This is a genomic window from Streptomyces sp. NPDC050988 (assembly GCF_044456225.1).
Lineage (GTDB): Bacteria > Actinomycetota > Actinomycetes > Streptomycetales > Streptomycetaceae > Streptomyces.
Window position 1 is genome coordinate 82,731 of the sequence record NZ_JBITFQ010000020.1, and the last position, 15,605, is coordinate 98,335.

The 15,605-nt window shown below is 70.2% G+C and carries 13 protein-coding genes; 9 read left to right on the top strand and 4 right to left on the bottom strand.

All coding sequences use genetic code 11. The annotated features are described in order from the left end of the window. The first annotated feature begins 66 nt into the window (after positions 1-66). From ACIBEI_RS32965 to ACIBEI_RS32995, 7 genes are all read left to right on the top strand, one after another. Positions 67-960 (top strand): sulfotransferase family protein, encoded by an 894-nt coding sequence (locus tag ACIBEI_RS32965; RefSeq protein WP_398893858.1) that lies wholly within the window; start codon positions 67-69, stop codon positions 958-960. Beyond that, positions 957-1,388, top strand: coding sequence for a hypothetical protein (locus ACIBEI_RS32970; protein WP_398893859.1), 432 nt, complete (start codon positions 957-959; stop codon positions 1,386-1,388). Before ACIBEI_RS32965 ends, ACIBEI_RS32970 begins: the two co-directional genes overlap by 4 nt. Beyond that, positions 1,385-2,659: a glycosyltransferase family 4 protein gene (locus ACIBEI_RS32975; RefSeq protein ID WP_398893860.1), complete on the top strand. Its 1,275-nt coding sequence runs from the start codon at positions 1,385-1,387 to the stop codon at positions 2,657-2,659. The genes ACIBEI_RS32970 and ACIBEI_RS32975 overlap by 4 nt, the downstream gene beginning before the upstream one ends. Next, positions 2,656-3,228, top strand: coding sequence for an adenylyl-sulfate kinase (gene cysC, locus ACIBEI_RS32980; RefSeq protein WP_398893861.1), 573 nt, complete (start codon positions 2,656-2,658; stop codon positions 3,226-3,228). The genes ACIBEI_RS32975 and cysC overlap by 4 nt, the downstream gene beginning before the upstream one ends. A 35-nt stretch (positions 3,229-3,263) precedes the next feature. After that, positions 3,264-4,211: a sulfate adenylyltransferase subunit CysD gene (gene cysD / locus ACIBEI_RS32985; RefSeq protein ID WP_398893927.1), complete on the top strand. Its 948-nt coding sequence runs from the start codon at positions 3,264-3,266 to the stop codon at positions 4,209-4,211. Between the two features lie 2 nt (positions 4,212-4,213). Continuing rightward, the gene (locus ACIBEI_RS32990; protein ID WP_398893862.1) at positions 4,214-5,479 is read left to right on the top strand and encodes a sulfate adenylyltransferase subunit 1; all 1,266 of its coding nucleotides are present in this window, start codon (positions 4,214-4,216) and stop codon (positions 5,477-5,479) included. Positions 5,480-5,775: 296 nt separating this feature from the next. Then, a complete protein-coding gene (locus ACIBEI_RS32995; protein WP_398893863.1) occupies positions 5,776-6,228 on the top strand; it encodes an ATP-binding protein in 453 nt (150 codons plus the stop codon). Between the two features lie 42 nt (positions 6,229-6,270). Here ACIBEI_RS32995 and argF read toward each other — a convergent pair whose 3' ends face one another. Next, positions 6,271-7,278: an ornithine carbamoyltransferase gene (argF, locus tag ACIBEI_RS33000; RefSeq protein ID WP_398893864.1), complete on the bottom strand. Its 1,008-nt coding sequence runs from the start codon at positions 7,276-7,278 to the stop codon at positions 6,271-6,273. A 169-nt stretch (positions 7,279-7,447) separates the two neighbouring features. Next, positions 7,448-8,674, bottom strand: coding sequence for an arginine deiminase (locus ACIBEI_RS33005; protein WP_189841214.1), 1,227 nt, complete (start codon positions 8,672-8,674; stop codon positions 7,448-7,450). Positions 8,675-8,814: 140 nt separating this feature from the next. Between ACIBEI_RS33005 and ACIBEI_RS33010 the strand changes: the two genes are divergently transcribed. Together ACIBEI_RS33010 and ACIBEI_RS33015 are read left to right on the top strand one after the other, a co-directional pair. Next, complete coding sequence (locus ACIBEI_RS33010; RefSeq protein ID WP_398893865.1) at positions 8,815-9,951, top strand: SPFH domain-containing protein; 1,137 nt, start codon at positions 8,815-8,817, stop codon at positions 9,949-9,951. After that, positions 9,948-10,841 carry a hypothetical protein gene (locus ACIBEI_RS33015; protein ID WP_398893866.1) on the top strand — a complete coding sequence of 298 codons (894 nt, stop codon included), beginning with the start codon at positions 9,948-9,950 and terminating at the stop codon, positions 10,839-10,841. Before ACIBEI_RS33010 ends, ACIBEI_RS33015 begins: the two co-directional genes overlap by 4 nt. A gap of 145 nt (positions 10,842-10,986) precedes the next feature. On the opposite strand, the gene ACIBEI_RS33020 is transcribed toward ACIBEI_RS33015, so the two are convergent. Both ACIBEI_RS33020 and ACIBEI_RS33025 read right to left on the bottom strand, forming a co-directional pair. Next, entirely contained in the window at positions 10,987-13,530 is a 2,544-nt protein-coding gene (locus tag ACIBEI_RS33020) for a polynucleotide kinase-phosphatase (RefSeq protein WP_398893867.1), read from the bottom strand. Beyond that, positions 13,527-15,008, bottom strand: a complete 1,482-nt coding sequence (locus tag ACIBEI_RS33025; RefSeq protein WP_398893868.1) for a 3' terminal RNA ribose 2'-O-methyltransferase Hen1 — start codon at positions 15,006-15,008, stop codon at positions 13,527-13,529. The genes ACIBEI_RS33020 and ACIBEI_RS33025 overlap by 4 nt, the downstream gene beginning before the upstream one ends. Between the last annotated feature and the right edge of the window lie 597 nt (positions 15,009-15,605).

Below are 15,605 nucleotides of genomic sequence, written 5' to 3' on the forward strand. Positions count from 1 at the left end.
ACCGCTAAGGCAACGCTCAGGCTACTCAGTCCCTCTTCTCATAATCCTTACCTAGCGTCGTGACGCATGAGTCTGATGCGCAGTCTGAACCGGGCACTCTCCGCCACCACCGGCCTCCAGGTGCGTAAGGCCGCCGCCGTCGCACCGCCCGGGCCGAAGAAGGCGGCGGCGAAACCCGGGAAGCGGCCCACACCGGTGTACCGATGTCCCGCGCCCGTGGACCTCGCGACGGACCGGCTGCTGCGGGAGCCGGTCTTCATCATGTCGCCGGTGCGCTCCGGCTCGACCCTGCTGCGGATGCTCCTGAACGCGCACTCACGGTTCCACTCCCCGCACGAGCTGCACATCCGCCGCCTCGAGGTCGACTTCGGCAGCAAGCTGTCGCAGCGCGCGATGAGCGCCCTCGATCTGGAGCGCGGCGACCTGGAGCATCTGCTCTGGGACCGGGTCATGCACCGCGAACTGGTCAGGTCCGGCAAGGACTTCATCGTCGAGAAGACACCGAGCAACGCGTTCGTCTACCGGCGCATCCGGGACTGCTGGCCGGACGCCCGCTTCGTCTTCCTGCTCCGCCACCCGGTGTCCATCGCCCGGTCCTGGCACGAGGGCGACCCCGACAAGCGGACCTTCGACGAGGCCGCCGCCGACGCTCTGCGCTACATGAAGGCCGTCGACAACGCCCGCAAGGGGATCACCGGCGGCCACACCCTGCGCTACGAGGACATCACCGCCGGCCCCGAGAAGGAGATGCGCCGGCTCTGCGCCTTCCTGGACGTGGACTTCGAACCGTCGATGCTCGACTACGGCAGAAAGGACGACACACAGGTCGTGAAGGGCCTCGGCGACTGGCGGGACAAGATCCGCACCGGCCAGGTGCAGAGCGGCCGGGCGCTGCCCGCCGAGGACGAGATACCGGAGATCCTGCGACCGATGTGCGAGGCCTGGGGCTACACCTCGTGAAACCCCATGCCGAGATAGCCGAGGTCTGGCCGCGCGACGGACGCGTCAGACTCGTCGGACACATCCACGGACACCCCGCCGAGGGCGAGTGGCGACTGCTGCTCACCCGCCGGAGCCACGCGGAGCAGCGACTCGACTACCCCGCGCAGGTGAAGGGCGACCGTTTCGAGAGTGAGCTGCCCGTCGCGGACGTGGCGGCGGCGACCGACACCGCCGAGGCCGAGATCGAGGCCGGGGTCGAGGAGTGGGACATCCATCTCACCGACGGCGAGGTGGAGTTGCGGGCCGGACGGCGGCTCGACGACATCCACGGCAAGAAGAAGATCATGGTCTTTCCCGAGCAACGGGTACGCGGCATCGGTGTGCGTCCGTACTACACGGTGAAGGACAACCTTTCGCTGGAGTGCCGTACGGGAGCCGCAACATGACGATCCATCAGATCGGAGGGCGGCCGAAGGTCCGCTATCTGCTCCTGCACGCGTACGGGCGCGGCGGCACCATCCGCACGGTGATGAACCAGGCCAACTCCCTGGTACAGGCGGGCTGGCAGGTCGAGCTGGTGAGCGCGCTGCGCCGCCGCGACGACCTCCAGTTCCCGCTCGACCCGCGCGTGGAGGTCACGACGGTCGTCGACCAGCGCGAGGAGGCCCACACCCCGCCGACGGGCATGCTCGGCCGCTGGCAGGACTGGCGCCGCGGCCGACTCACCGAGCAGCCCGCGCGGCACATCCCGTGCGGCGAGTTCGGCTACCGCTACTTCAACCGGTACGTGGAGCAGCGGCTGATCGCCTACCTCTCCTCGCTGCGCGACGGGGTCCTGGTGACCACGAGGCCCGCACTCAACTTCCTTGCCGCGGAACACGCGACGGGTGGTGTGGTGCGCGTCGCGCAGGAGCACATGAACCACGGCACGCACAAGCAGGACGTGCGGCAGCGCATCCGGGAGACCTACGCGCGCTTCGACGCGGTCGCCGTCCTGACCGAACGGGACCGCGAGGAGTACGAGCAACTGCTGCCCGGCACCCGGGTCGTACGCATCCCCAACGCCGTGCACTCCCTCGACCAGGTGCCCTCCGACCACCGCTCGAAGATCGCGGTGGCGGCCGGCCGGCTCTTCCCGCAGAAGGGCTTCGACCTGCTGATCCCGGCGTGGGCGAAGCTCGTCGAGACGTACCCCGACTGGCAGTTGAGGATCTACGGCAGCGGCGAGAAGAAGGCCGAGCTGCGGGAGCTGATCGAGGAGCACCACCTCTACAACCACGTGTTCCTGATGGGCCACACGGACCGGCTCGACGACGAACTCGCCAAGGCCTCCTTCTACGTGCTCAGTTCGCGCTTCGAGGGGCTGCCCATGGTGATGATCGAGGCGATGAGCCACTCGCTCCCGGTGGTGAGCTTCGACTGCCCGACCGGCCCCTCGGACGTGCTCACCCACGGGGTCGACGGTCTGCTGGTCGCGCCGGAGGACCCCGACGCGCTCGCCGACGCCATGGCCAAGCTGATGGGCGACCGGGCGCTGCGGGCGGACATGGGCGTCGCCGCCGTACTGACGGCGGCCTCGTACGGGCCGGACGCCGTGCACCCCCGCTGGGAGGCCCTCTTCCGCGAACTCCACGAGGTTCGCGAACTCCACGAACTCCATGACCTCACCGATCAACGGCACCGCGTCGCGGGCGCCTCGAAGGGACAGCGCGCATGACCACCACGGCCAGGGGCCGTCAGAAGCCCCCCACCGCTCAGGGAGCCACCATCTGGCTCACCGGGCTGCCGAGCGCGGGCAAGACGACCGTCGCCCGCTTCCTCGCCGGCCGGCTGCGGTCCGAGGGACACCGTGTGGAGGTCCTCGACGGCGACGAGATCCGGCGCTTCCTCTCCGCCGGCCTCGGCTTCTCCCGCGAGGACCGCAACACCAACGTGCAGCGCATCGGCCTGGTCGCCGAAGTCCTCGCACGCAACGGGGTGCTGGCGGTGGTACCGGTCATCGCCCCGTACGCCGACAGCCGCGAGGCGGTGCGCAAACGGCACGAGGCCAGCGGCACGCCGTACATCGAGGTGCATGTCGCCACTCCGGTCGAGGTGTGCAGCGAGCGGGACGTGAAGGGCCTGTACGCGCGGCAGGCGGCGGGACAGCTGACCGGCCTCACGGGGGTCGACGACCCGTACGAGCCGCCGCTGGACCCCGCCCTGTCCCTGGCGACGCAGTCGCAGACGCCCGAGGAGTCGGCGGACTCGGTGCACGCGGTGCTGGCGGCCAGGGGGCTCGTGTGACACCGGGCCCGACGACCGCCGACCGTACCCACGCGTTGCCGGAGCAGGCGCTTCCACAGCAGGCGCTTCCGCAGCGCGCGCTCCCCCGGCACGCGCTGTCGCATCTGGACGCTCTGGAGTCCGAGGCGGTGCACATCTTCCGCGAGGTGGCGGGTGAGTTCGAGCGGCCGGTGATCCTGTTCTCCGGCGGCAAGGACTCCATCGTCATGCTGCACCTGGCGCTGAAGGCGTTCGCGCCCGCTCCGGTGCCGTTCTCACTGCTGCATGTGGACACAGGACACAACTTTCCGGAAGTCCTTGAGTACAGGGACCATGTGGTGGCCGCACATGGGCTGCGCCTCCATGTGGCCTCCGTACAGGACTACATCGACCGGGGTGTGCTGAGGGAACGTTCCGACGGGACGCGTAACCCGCTGCAGACGGTGCCGCTGACGGAGAAGATCCAGGCGGAGCGGTTCGACGCGGTGTTCGGCGGCGGACGCCGGGACGAGGAGAAGGCCCGCGCCAAGGAGCGGGTGTTCTCGCTGCGGGACGAGTTCTCGCAGTGGGACCCGCGCCGCCAGCGGCCGGAACTGTGGAACCTCTACAACGGTCGGCACGCGCCCGGCGAGCATGTCCGCGTCTTCCCGCTGTCCAACTGGACCGAGCTGGATGTGTGGCAGTACATCGCCCGCGAGGGCATCGAACTCCCCGAGATCTACTTCGCGCACGAGCGGGAGGTCTTCCAGCGGGCCGGCATGTGGCTGACCGCCGGCGAGTGGGGCGGCCCGAAGGACGGCGAGACCGTCGAGAAGCGGCAAGTCCGCTACCGGACCGTGGGCGACATGTCCTGCACCGGCGCCGTCGACTCGGACGCGGTGACCCTCGAGCAGGTCATCGCCGAGATCGCCGCCTCCCGGCTCACCGAGCGGGGCGCCACCCGCGCCGACGACAAGATGTCCGAGGCCGCGATGGAAGACCGCAAGCGCGAGGGGTACTTCTAGAGATGACCGGCAACACCTCCACCACCGCTGCCGTCGCCATGTCCCGCACCACCGTGGACACGCTGCGGTTCGCGACCGCCGGGTCCGTCGACGACGGCAAGTCCACCCTCGTCGGCCGGCTGCTGCACGACTCCAAGTCGGTCCTCACCGACCAGTTGGAGGCCGTGGAGCGCGTCTCCCAGAGCCGTGGCCAGGACGCGCCGGACCTGGCACTGCTCACGGACGGTCTGCGGGCCGAGCGGGAGCAGGGCATCACCATCGACGTGGCGTACCGCTACTTCGCCACGGCCCGGCGCCGGTTCATCCTCGCCGACACACCCGGCCACGTGCAGTACACCCGCAACATGGTCACCGGCGCCTCCACGGCCGAACTGGCGATCATCCTCGTCGACGCCCGCAACGGCGTCGTCGAGCAGACCCGCCGCCACGCCGCGATCGCCGCACTGCTGCGCGTCCCGCACATCGTGCTGGCCGTGAACAAGATGGACCTCGTCGGATACGAGGAGAAGGAGTTCGACCGGATCGTCGAGGACTTCGCGGGCCACGCGGCCGAGTTGGACCTGCCCGGTTTCACACCGATCCCCGTGTCGGCCCTGGCGGGCGACAACGTGGTGGACCGCTCGACGCGCATGGACTGGTACGAGGGTCCGGCGCTGCTCCGGCATCTGGAGTCCGTGCCGGTCGGCGGCGACCGCTCGGGCGAACCCGCGCGCTTCCCCGTGCAGTACGTGATCCGGCATGCCGAGATCCGTTACTACGCGGGCCAGTTGGTCTCCGGCTCGCTGCGCGTCGGGGACCGGGTGACGGTCCACCCCTCCGGCGAGACCTCCGCGATCACCGCCATCGACGTACTCGGCGAGGACACGCGGGAGGCGTACGCCCCTCAGTCGCTGACCCTGCGCCTGGCCGACCAGCGCGATGTCTCGCGCGGCGACATGATCACGACCGGCGCGGACGTGCCGGTGCTCACGCGGGACGTCCGGGCCGCCGTCTGCCATCTGGCCGACCGTCCGCTGCGGGTCGGCGACCGGGTTCTGGTCAGGCACACGACCCGTACGGTCAAGGCGATCGTGCGGGATCTGGCCGGGGCCGCCGAGCTGACCGCGAACGACCTTGGCCGGATCACCCTGCGCACCGCCGAGCCGCTGGCGCTCGACAACTACGCGGACTCGCGCCGCACCGGGGCGTTCATCCTGGTCGACCCGGCGGACGGGGCGACGCTGACGGCGGGGATGGTCGATCTGGAGGAGGCCAGCTCGCGCGCGTAAGCCGAGAGAAAACAGGGCCCGGAGAGAACAGGGCCGTGGGGGCCAGGCACATCGGTGCCTGGCCCCCACGGCCCTGTTTCGTGTTTATGACTGCCGTCATGGATACGCGACAACACGGTCACGGAGTCACGACTCGTCGATAGGCCGGTAACGACAGGCGCAGAACGCGGGATGCGGACCGTTCACCTGGGTAAGCAGCCCGATACCGGGCCGAACGTCCCGAATAGAGCCCGCCGAGCGCCTCTGTCCGGTTGCGTCGTACCATTCCTAAAGTTGAAAGCAGGACATCCTGCTCCATGAACGGACCCGCCTTGCACGATCCCCAAGCCCCAGCCTCCTGGCGCATCGCTCTGCCGCACACCGCCGCGGCCGTGCCCGTCGCCCGTGCCCTGGTCCGTACCGCGCTCGCCGAACTGGAACACGCCGCCGACAGCGACACCGCCGAACTGCTCACCGCGGAGCTGGTGGCGAACGCCGTGGAGCACACCAAGGGCGACCGGCCCATAGAGCTGGTCGTGGAGCTGCTGCCGACCGGATGCCAGGTCGAGGTGCACGATCCCGACCCGCACCCGCCGGGCGATCTCACGATCCCCGACCCGTCGGGCGAGCCCGACCCCTGGCAGGAGCACGGCCGGGGGCTGCTGCTGATCCGCGCCCTCAGCTCGTCGTGCGGGCACCGGCCCACGGACTCCGGGAAGGCGGTCTGGTTCAGGCTGCCGGCGGTGCCGCACCAACGGAACCCGCTGTAGCGACGGCGCCACCCGCCGAGCCCCTCACGCTCCTGACGCCCCTCACGCGAGGGTCGCGACCAGCATCGCCTTGATCGTGTGCAACCGGTTCTCCGCCTCGTCGAAGACGACCGAGTGGGCCGACTCGAAGACCTCGTCGGTGACCTCCAGCGAGTCCAGGCCGTGCCGCTCATGGATGTCGCGGCCGACCTTGGTGCCCAGGTCGTGGAAGGCCGGCAGACAGTGCAGGAACTTGACGTCCGCGTTGCCGGTGGCCCGCAGGACGTCCATCGTCACCGCGTACGGGCCGAGGGCGACGATGCGCTCGTCCCAGACCTCCTTGGGCTCACCCATGGACACCCAGACGTCGGTGGCGACGAAATCGGCGCCCGCGACCCCCTCCGCGACGTCCTCGGTGAGCGTGATCCGCGCCCCGCTGCGCACGGCGAGCTCGCGCGCCCGGTCGACGATCTCCTCGGCGGGCCAGTAGGCCTTCGGCGCGACGATCCGTACGTCCATGCCGAGCAGCGCGCCGGTGACCAGGTAGGAGTTGCCCATGTTGAAGCGCGCGTCGCCGAGGTAGGCGAAGGCGACCCGGTTCAGCGGCTTGGTGGTGTGCTCGGTCATCGTGAGGACGTCGGCGAGCATCTGGGTCGGGTGCCACGCGTTCGTCAGACCGTTGTAGACAGGCACGCCCGCGTGGGCGGCCAGTTCCTCGACACCCTCCTGACTGTCCCCGCGGTACTGGATCGCGTGGAACATCCGGCCGAGCACCCGTGCGGTGTCCTTCACGGACTCCTTGTGCCCTATCTGTGAGCCCGACGGGTCGAGATAGGTGGTGGAAGCCCCCTGGTCCGCGGCCGCGACCTCGAACGCGCAGCGGGTACGCGTCGAGGTCTTCTCGAAGATCAGCGCGATGTTCCGGCCCCGCAGGTGCTGGGTCTCCGTCCCGGCCTTCTTCGCCGCCTTCAGCTCTGCGGCGAGCCCGATCAGGCCGCGGAACTCCTCCTCCGTGAAGTCCAGCTCCTTCAGGAAGTGGCGGCCGGCGAGGGCGTACGGGACTGTCGCCATGGGGGCGCTCCAGGGTTACGTAAACAGGGACTCTTGGAATTCTATACGATGCTCCACATTTCTATACGGACTCATTTTCGAGACGTAGGCCTCACTTTCGAAGCCTCGACCTCCGTCCCGACCGCTACCAGTCCGACCGCGACCAGTCCGGCCACTACCGGTCCTGTCGCTAACCGACCGGATCCCGTACCACCGGACAGCTCATGCACCGCGGACCGCCCCTCCCCCGCCCCAGCTCGCTCCCCGGGATCTCGATCACCTCGATGCCCTGCTTGCGCAGATGCGTGTTGGTGGTCTGGTTGCGCTCGTACGCGACGACGACGCCCGGTTCGACCGCGAGGACGTTGCAGCCGTCGTCCCACTGCTCGCGCTCGGCGGCGTGCACGTCCTGGGTGGCGGTCAGTACCCGGATCCGGTCGAGCCCCAGCGCGGCGGCGATCGCGCGGTGCATGTGCTCCGGCGGATGGTCGGTGACCTTCAGCTCCTTGTCGCCGACGCCCGGTTCGATGGTGTACGAGCGGAGCATGCCGAGCCCCGCGTACTGGGTGAAGGTGTCGCCGTCGACCATCGTCATCACCGTGTCGAGGTGCATGAGGGCGCGCTTCTTGGGCATGTCGAGCGCCACGATCGTCTGCGCCGAGCCGGTGGCGAACAGCTTGTGGGCGAGCATCTCCACGGCCTGGGGTGTGGTCCGCTCGCTCATCCCGATCAGCACGGCGCCGTTGCCGATCACGAGCACGTCCCCGCCCTCGATGGTGGACGGGTAGTCGGCCTGGCCCTCGGACCACACGTGGAACGCCTCGTCCTGGAACAGCGGATGGTGCCGGTAGATCGCCTCGAAGTGCACGGTCTCGCGCTGCCTGGCGGGCCAGCGCATGGCGTTGATGGAGACGCCGTCGTAGATCCAGGCGGAGGTGTCGCGGGTGAAGAGGTGGTTGGGGAGGGGGCCGAGGAGGAAGTCGTCGAGCTCCATGACGTGGAAGCGCACGGAGGTCGGCTCCGGGTGCGCCTCCAGGAACTCCCGCTTGGTCATCCCGCCGACCAGGGCCTCCGCCAGCTCGCCGGCGGGCAGCGCCTCGAACGAGGCTCTCAGATGGTCGGTGGCCAGCGGCCCGTACTCCTTCTCGTCGAACACCCTGTCCAGGACGAGCGATCTGGCCGCCGGGATCGCCAGGGCCTCGGTCAGCAGGTCGCCGAAGAGGTGGACGGTGACTCCGCGATCGCGGAGCACATCGGCGAAACCGTCGTGCTCCGCGCGGGCCCTGCGCACCCACAGCACGTCGTCGAAGAGCAGGGCGTCCTTGTTGCTGGGGGTGAGCCTCTTGAGCTCAAGATCCGGCCGGTGCAGGATGACGCGGCGCAGCCGCCCGGCTTCGGAGTCGACGTGGAATCCCATGACTCCATCCTGACCACCGGTGACCGTCTTCACCCCCCGGTCGACCGTTTCCGCGATTTCTCGTTCTCGTCCCCTTGACGATTAGGGGCGGCGACGATTATCGTCGCATTGACGAAAATAAATGAGGGGGACGCACACACATGGCCGACATCACCCGGCGCCTGGGCTGGCGCCATCTGCGCGGTGCGCCGACGGCACACGTCCGGCACCACCGGGGCGGCAAGCTGCTGCACGACGGGCCGGGACTCAGTTTCTGGTTCCGCGCGCTCACCGCGGCGGTCTCCGAAGTGCCGGTCGACGACCGGGAGTTGGCGATGACCTTCCACGCCCGTACGTCCGACTTCCAGGACGTGGCGGTGCAGGCGACGGTCACCTACCGGGTCATCGACCCGGCACTCGCCGCCGCCCGGCTGGACTTCTCCATCGACCCGGACACCGGAGTGTGGCGGGGCGCGCCACTGGAACAGCTGGGCACGCTGCTCACGGAGACGGCCCAGCAGCACGCACTCGACGTGCTCGCCCGTACGACGCTGTCGGCGGCCCTGGTCGACGGGGTGGCGGCGGTCCGCGAGCGCGTCGCCGCCGGCCTGGGCGCGGAGCCCCGCCTGCCGGCCACCGGTATCGAGGTGGTCGCGGTGCGCGTGGTGGCGCTGCGCCCGGAGCCCGAGGTGGAGCGCGCCCTGCGCACGCCGGCCCGGGAGCTGATCCAGCAGGAGGCCGACCGGGCCACGTACGAGCGCCGGGCGGTGGCCGTCGAGCGGGAGCGGGCCATCGCCGAGAACGAACTGGCCAGCCAGATCGAACTCGCCCGCCGCGAGGAGCAGTTGGTCGACCAGCGCGGTACGAACGCCCGCCGCGAGGCGGAGGAGCACGCGGCGGCGGACGCGGTACGGGCGGGCGCGGAGGCCGCCCGGACGGTACGGCTGGCTCAGGCGGAGGCCGAGCGGTCGGTCAAGCTGGCGGAGGCGGAAGCGGAGCGGTCGGTCAAGCTCACCGACGCCGAGGCGGCCCGCACCGTGAAACTGGCCGACGCCGAGGCCGCCCGGTCCGTACGGCTCGCTCGTGCGGAGGCCGAGGGTGCGCGCGAGGTGGGCGAGGCGCGGGCGCAGGCCCAGGCGGCGTGGCTTCGGGTGCACGGCGAGGTGGACGTGGCGACCCTGCACGCCCTCACCGGGACGCGGCTCGCGGAGAACCTGCCGAACATCGAGAGCGTGACGGTGTCGCCGGACGTGCTCACCGGGCTGCTCGCCAGGTTCGGGACCGGAGAGCGAGCGTGAGTCTCGCACCCCGGGTCGTGGTGGTCCATCGGACCACGGAGTACGCCGAGTTGGTGGCCCACCACGGCACGCACGGACAGGCCGCCTTCTTCCTCTCCTCCCGGGGCCGGGACATCGAGGAGGTCGCCGAACGCCATCGCCGCACCCGGCGCGCGCTGACCGACGTGACCTCGGCGATTCCGCTGACCTGGCGTCAGACGCTGGTCGAACGGCGGGACTTGGACCGTTTCCTGTTCGCGCCGGAGGACGTGGTGGTCGTGGTCGGCCAGGACGGTCTGGTGGCGAACGTCGCCAAGTACCTCGCCGGCCAGCCGGTGTTGGGCATCGACGCCGACCCCGGCCGCAACCCGGGCGTCCTGGTCCGGCACCGGCCGGCGGACGCGCCGACGCTGCTCCCGGCGGCCCTCACCAGCACCGTCGACGAACTCACCATGGTCGAGGCCGTAGCCGACGACACACAGCGGCTGGTCGCGCTCAACGAGATCTATCTCGGCGCCGTCGGACATCAGACGGCCAGATACCGCCTGGACCTGGCGGGCGACGGGGGTGTTGTCGAGGCCCAGGCATCCTCCGGGGTACTGGTGGGAACCGGCACCGGGGCGACCGGATGGATCCGGTCGGTGTGGCAGGAGCGGGGCAGCTCCCTGCCCCTGCCACGTCCCACGGAGGACCGTCTGGTGTGGTTCGTCCGCGAGGCATGGCCGTCCCCGGCGACCGGCACGTCCCAGGTCGCCGGGCAGCTCTCGGCCTCGTCCCACCTCAGCCTCACCGTCGAGTCCGAACGGCTGATCGCGTTCGGGGACGGGATGGAGGGGGACGCGGTGGAGTTGACCTGGGGGCAGACCGTGCGGGTGGGGGTGTGCGGGGAGCGGTTGCGGTTGGTGGGCTGAGACGCTCACCCGTGACATTCACCCGCCGCGCGGCGGCTGGAGCGTTCGGCTGGACAACTGACGTTCAGCCAGGGGACTTCGAGACGGCCAACCGGTACTTCCGGTGGGGAGGCCGCCACGCCGCCTCCCCACCGTCTCCGGATACCTACAACCGCGGGTCCACCGGCTCCGACTCAAGCGCCAGCACCCCGAACACCGCCTCATGCACCCGCCACAACGGCTCCCCCTCCGCGAGCCGGTCCAGGGCCTCCAGGCCAAGGGCGTACTCACGCAGGGCAAGCGAGCGCTTGTGGTTGAGGAAGCGGCCGCGGAGGCGGTCGAGGTTCTCGGGGCGGGTGTACTCCGGGCCGTAGATGATCCGCAGGTACTCCCGGCCCCGGCACTTGATACCGGGCTGGACCAGTCGGCCGTTGCCGCCGCGCACCACGGCCCGGTCCGGCTTGACGACCATGCCCTCGCCGCCGCGGCCGGTCATCTCCAGCCACCAGTCGACGCCGGCCCGCACCGACTCGGGGTCGCCCGTGTCGACGAAGAGGCGCCGGGTGGTCTGCAGGAGCCCGGACGGGTCGTCCGCCACCAGCCGGTCGATCAGGGCGAGCTGCTCCTCGTGCGGCACGGCCGCGAGGCTCCGGCCCCGTACGGCGAGGATCTGGAAGGGAGCGAGGCGTACGCCGTCCAGGCCGGACGTGGTCCAGCAGTAGCGGCGGTACGCGTCGGTGAACGAGGCGGCGTCGGCGGCCCGTTCGCGCTGCTTGGCCAGCAGGTCCTGGACATCGACGCCACGCGCCGCCGCCCCTTCGAGCGCCGCGACCGCTCCCGGGAAGACGGCTCCGGCCGCCGCGCCCACCGCGGCGTACTGCGAGCGCAGCAGCCCGGAGGCCTTGAGCGACCAGGGCAGCAGCTCGGCGTCGAGCAGCACCCAGTCCGTCTCCAGCTCCTTCCACAGACCCGCCTCGGTGATGGCGGCCCGTACCCGCCCGAGGATCTCCTCGGTGACGGCGTCGTCGTTGAAGAAGGGGCGTCCCGTGCGGGTGTAGAGCGCGCCCGACACCCCGGTCGCGCCGAACCGCTCGCGCGCGGTCTCCTCGTCCCGGCACACCAGCGCGACCGCCCGCGACCCCATGTGCTTCTCCTCGCACACGACCCGCGCGACGCCGTCGGCCTCGTACTGCGCGAAGGCCTCGACCGGGTGCTCCAGATAGCCCTCCACCTTCGAGGTCGCCGTGGGCGCCATCGTCGGCGGCAGATACGGCATCAGCCGCGGGTCCACGGCGAAGCGGCTCATGACCTCAAGCGCCGCGGCCGCGTTCTCCTCGCGTACGGAGACACGTCCGGCGTGCCGGGTCTCGACGACCCGGCGGCCGTGCACGTCCGCGAGGTCCAGCGGACGCCCCTCGTGTCCGCCGGGCGCCTCGGAGGCCAGCGGCTTGACCGGCTCGTACCAGACGCGCTCGGCCGGTACGTCGACGAGTTCGCGTTCCGGCCAGCGCAGCGCGGTGAGCTTGCCGCCGAACACGGCACCGGTGTCCAGGCAGATGGTGTTGTTCAGCCAGGTGGCCTCCGGGACCGGAGTGTGGCCGTAGACGACGGCCGCCCGGCCCCGGTAGTCCTCGGCCCACGGGTAGCGCACCGGCAGACCGAACTCGTCTGTCTCGCCGGTGGTTTCGCCGTACAGCGCGTGCGAGCGCACCCGGCCCGACGTACGCCCGTGGTACTTCTCGGGCAGTCCGGCGTGGCAGACGACGAGTCGGCCGCCGTCAAGGACGTAGTGACTGATGAGCCCGTCCACGAACTCCCGTACCCGCTGCTTGAATTCGTCGCTCTCACCCTCCATCTGCTCGATGGTCTCGGCGAGGCCGTGGGTGTGCTGGACCTTGCGGCCCTTGAGGTAACGGCCGTACTTGTTCTCGTGGTTGCCCGGCACGCACAGCGCGGCGCCCGAGCCGACCATGGACATCACCCGGCGCAGCACGCCCGGGGTGTCCGGGCCGCGGTCGACGAGGTCGCCGACGAAGACGGCCGTACGGCCCTCGGGGTGCGCGCCGTCCGCATAGCCCAACTTGCCGAGCAGCGACTCCAGTTCGGAGGCGCAGCCGTGGATGTCGCCGATGATGTCGAACGGACCGGTGAGGTGGGTCAGGTCGTTGTACCGCTTCTCGGTGCGGACCTCGGCGCTCTCGGCCTCCGCCACACCCCGCAGGATGTGCACCTTCCGGAACCCCTCACGCTCCAACTGCCGCAGGGAGCGCCGGAGTTCACGGATGTGGCGCTGGATGACGCGGCGCGGCATGTCGGCGCGGTCGGTGCGCGAGGCGTTGCGCTCGGCGCACACCTCCTCGGGCACGTCGAGCACGATGGCGATGGGCAGCACGTCGTGCTTCCTGGCGAGCTCGATGAGCTGCTTACGGCTCTCCTGCTGCACGTTGGTCGCGTCGACGACCGTGCGCCGGCCCGCCGCGAGCCGCTTGCCCGCGATGTAGTGCAGGACGTCGAAGGCGTCGCCGCTGGCGCTCTGGTCGTTCTCGTCGTCGGCGACGAGGCCGCGGCAGAAGTCCGACGAGATCACCTCGGTCGGCTTGAAGTGCTTGCGGGCGAAGGTGGACTTGCCCGATCCGGACGCGCCGATCAGCACGACGAGGGACAGGTCGGTGACGGGCAGGGAACGAACCTTGTTGTCGGTGCTGGTCATGCGGCCTTCTCCTCCTTCGTGTTCGGGTTGTCGACGGTGGCCGCGCCCATGGAGAACACGGCCATCTGTGTGGGCGGTCCGACCTCGGGGTCGTCCGGTCCGACCGGCACGAACTCCACGCCGTATCCGTGCCGTTCGGCCACCGTCCCCGCCCAGCCGCGGAACTCCTCGCGCGTCCACTCGAAGCGGTGGTCGCCGTGCCGGACATGGCCGGCGGGGAGGGTCTCCCAGCGGACGTTGTACTCGACGTTCGGCGTCGTCACGATCACGGTCGTGGGGCGCGCCGAACCGAACACCGCGTACTCCAGGGCGGGCAGCCGCGGCAGGTCGAGGTGCTCGATGACCTCGCTCAGCACGGCGGCGTCGTACCCCTTGAGCCGCTTGTCGGTGTAGGCGAGCGAGCCCTGGACGAGCTTGACGCGCTCGGCCTTCCGCTCGCCCATCCGGTCCAGCTTGAGCCGCCGGGAGGCGATGGTGAGCGCCCGCATCGACACGTCGACCCCGACGATCTCGGTGAACCGCGTGTCCTTGAGCAGCTCCTGCACCAACTGACCCTGCCCACAGCCCAGATCGAGGACCCGCGCGGCATCGGTGGCCTTCAGCGCGCCGACGATCGCGTCCCGTCGCTGGACGGCGAGCGGTACCGGCTTTTCCTCGGTGTCCGTCTGCTCGTCGACGGCGTTGTCGATCTCCTCGACGGCGCTGTCGTCCGTCTCGGCGAGCCGTACGAGTTCGAGGCGCTCCATGGCCTCCCGGGTCAGCGACCAACGGCGGGACAGATAGCGGCTGGTGATCAGCTTCTGCTCCGGGTGGTCCGGCAGCCAGCCCTCCCCGGCCCGCAGCAGCTTGTCGACCTCGTCGGACGACACCCAGTAGTGCTTGGCGTCGTCGAGCACCGGCAGCAGGACGTACAGATGCCGCAGCGCGTCGGCCAGCCGCTGCTCACCTTCCAGTACGAGGCTCACGTACCGCGAGTCGCCCCACTCGGGGAACTCGGTGTCCAGCGCCACGGGTTCGGCACTCACCGTCCAGCCGAGCGGCTCGAACAGCGCCCGTACGAGGTCGGGGCCGCCGCGCGCCGGCAGTGCGGGCACCTCGACGCGCAGGGGCAGCGGGCGTGCGGGCAGGTCGGGCTTGGCCTGACAGGCGCCCTTCATCGCGCTGGAGAACACGCTGCTCAGTGCCACGGCGAGCAGGGACGAGGCGGCGTACGGACGGTCGTTGACGTACTGCGCGAGGGCCGCGTCCGGGGCTCCGCCACGGCCCTTGCCCTTGCCGCGCCGGACCAGCGCCACCGCGTCGACCTCCAGCAACAGCGCCGCCGTACAGCGCTCCACGCTCGCCTCGGGGTAGACGACATGCGCCTTGCCGTAGGAGGTGGAGAACGCCTGCGCCTTGTCGGGATGCTTGTGCAGCAGGAATCCGAGGTCGGTCGCGGGGCGTTCTGGGGTGCCGGTGGTACTGATCGTCAGGAACATGGTGGGAATACCTCGAGAAATCTTCTGACTGCGGAAACACATCGGCGGGTAGGGCCCGCGTGCGCGGCGCGTGCACACGTGCCGGACACCCGTGAACCTCAGTGGTGGGAGAGCGCACCTCGGCGATCACTGCTCCTGGCCCTTCCTCGACCTCGTGGCGGTGAGTACGCCGCGCCGGGGTGGGGTGGACCGCCCGCGCAACGCCCCTTCTTCGATGCGCCAGCACAACGTACAGCGGAGGACGAGGACAAAGTCATGTATTTTCACGGCGCAGCCTCCGCCGTTTCACAGCGCAGCCTCCGCCCGGCCGCAAGTCCTGGGCCATGCAATGGTGTTGTGGCCGTTGGCTGGACCACCGACAGGCGATCGACGGGATCTGCGCTTGGCCTCTCCGCACTTGATGGCCTGCACGGGCTGCTTCGCGGAGCACGGCCGCGTCCAAGTAGCGAGACAGATGCGAACGTGCTCCCCCACATGCTCCTCCGGCGAATCTCCTGCGCACAGCAGCGCAACAACGCCCGGGAGCAGTCGGCCCTGATGTGCGAAAACGCCCTCGCACCGGAGCCCGGTGCGAGGGCGTCCCGATGGTCGCTGGAG

Bases quoted from the DNA above. Each gene is read 5' to 3' on its own strand.
- ACIBEI_RS33025 (WP_398893868.1), bottom strand. From the start codon at position 15,008: ATGTTCCTGACGATCAGTACCACCGGCACCCCAGAACGCCCCGCGACC.
- ACIBEI_RS32990 (WP_398893862.1), top strand. From the start codon at position 4,214: ATGACCGGCAACACCTCCACCACCGCTGCCGTCGCCATGTCCCGCACC.
- argF (WP_398893864.1), bottom strand. From the start codon at position 7,278: ATGGCGACAGTCCCGTACGCCCTCGCCGGCCGCCACTTCCTGAAGGAG.
- ACIBEI_RS33005 (WP_189841214.1), bottom strand. From the start codon at position 8,674: ATGGGATTCCACGTCGACTCCGAAGCCGGGCGGCTGCGCCGCGTCATC.
- cysC (WP_398893861.1), top strand. From the start codon at position 2,656: ATGACCACCACGGCCAGGGGCCGTCAGAAGCCCCCCACCGCTCAGGGA.
- ACIBEI_RS32975 (WP_398893860.1), top strand. From the start codon at position 1,385: ATGACGATCCATCAGATCGGAGGGCGGCCGAAGGTCCGCTATCTGCTC.
- ACIBEI_RS32965 (WP_398893858.1), top strand. From the start codon at position 67: ATGAGTCTGATGCGCAGTCTGAACCGGGCACTCTCCGCCACCACCGGC.
- ACIBEI_RS32995 (WP_398893863.1), top strand. From the start codon at position 5,776: ATGAACGGACCCGCCTTGCACGATCCCCAAGCCCCAGCCTCCTGGCGC.
- ACIBEI_RS33010 (WP_398893865.1), top strand. From the start codon at position 8,815: ATGGCCGACATCACCCGGCGCCTGGGCTGGCGCCATCTGCGCGGTGCG.
- ACIBEI_RS33020 (WP_398893867.1), bottom strand. From the start codon at position 13,530: ATGACCAGCACCGACAACAAGGTTCGTTCCCTGCCCGTCACCGACCTG.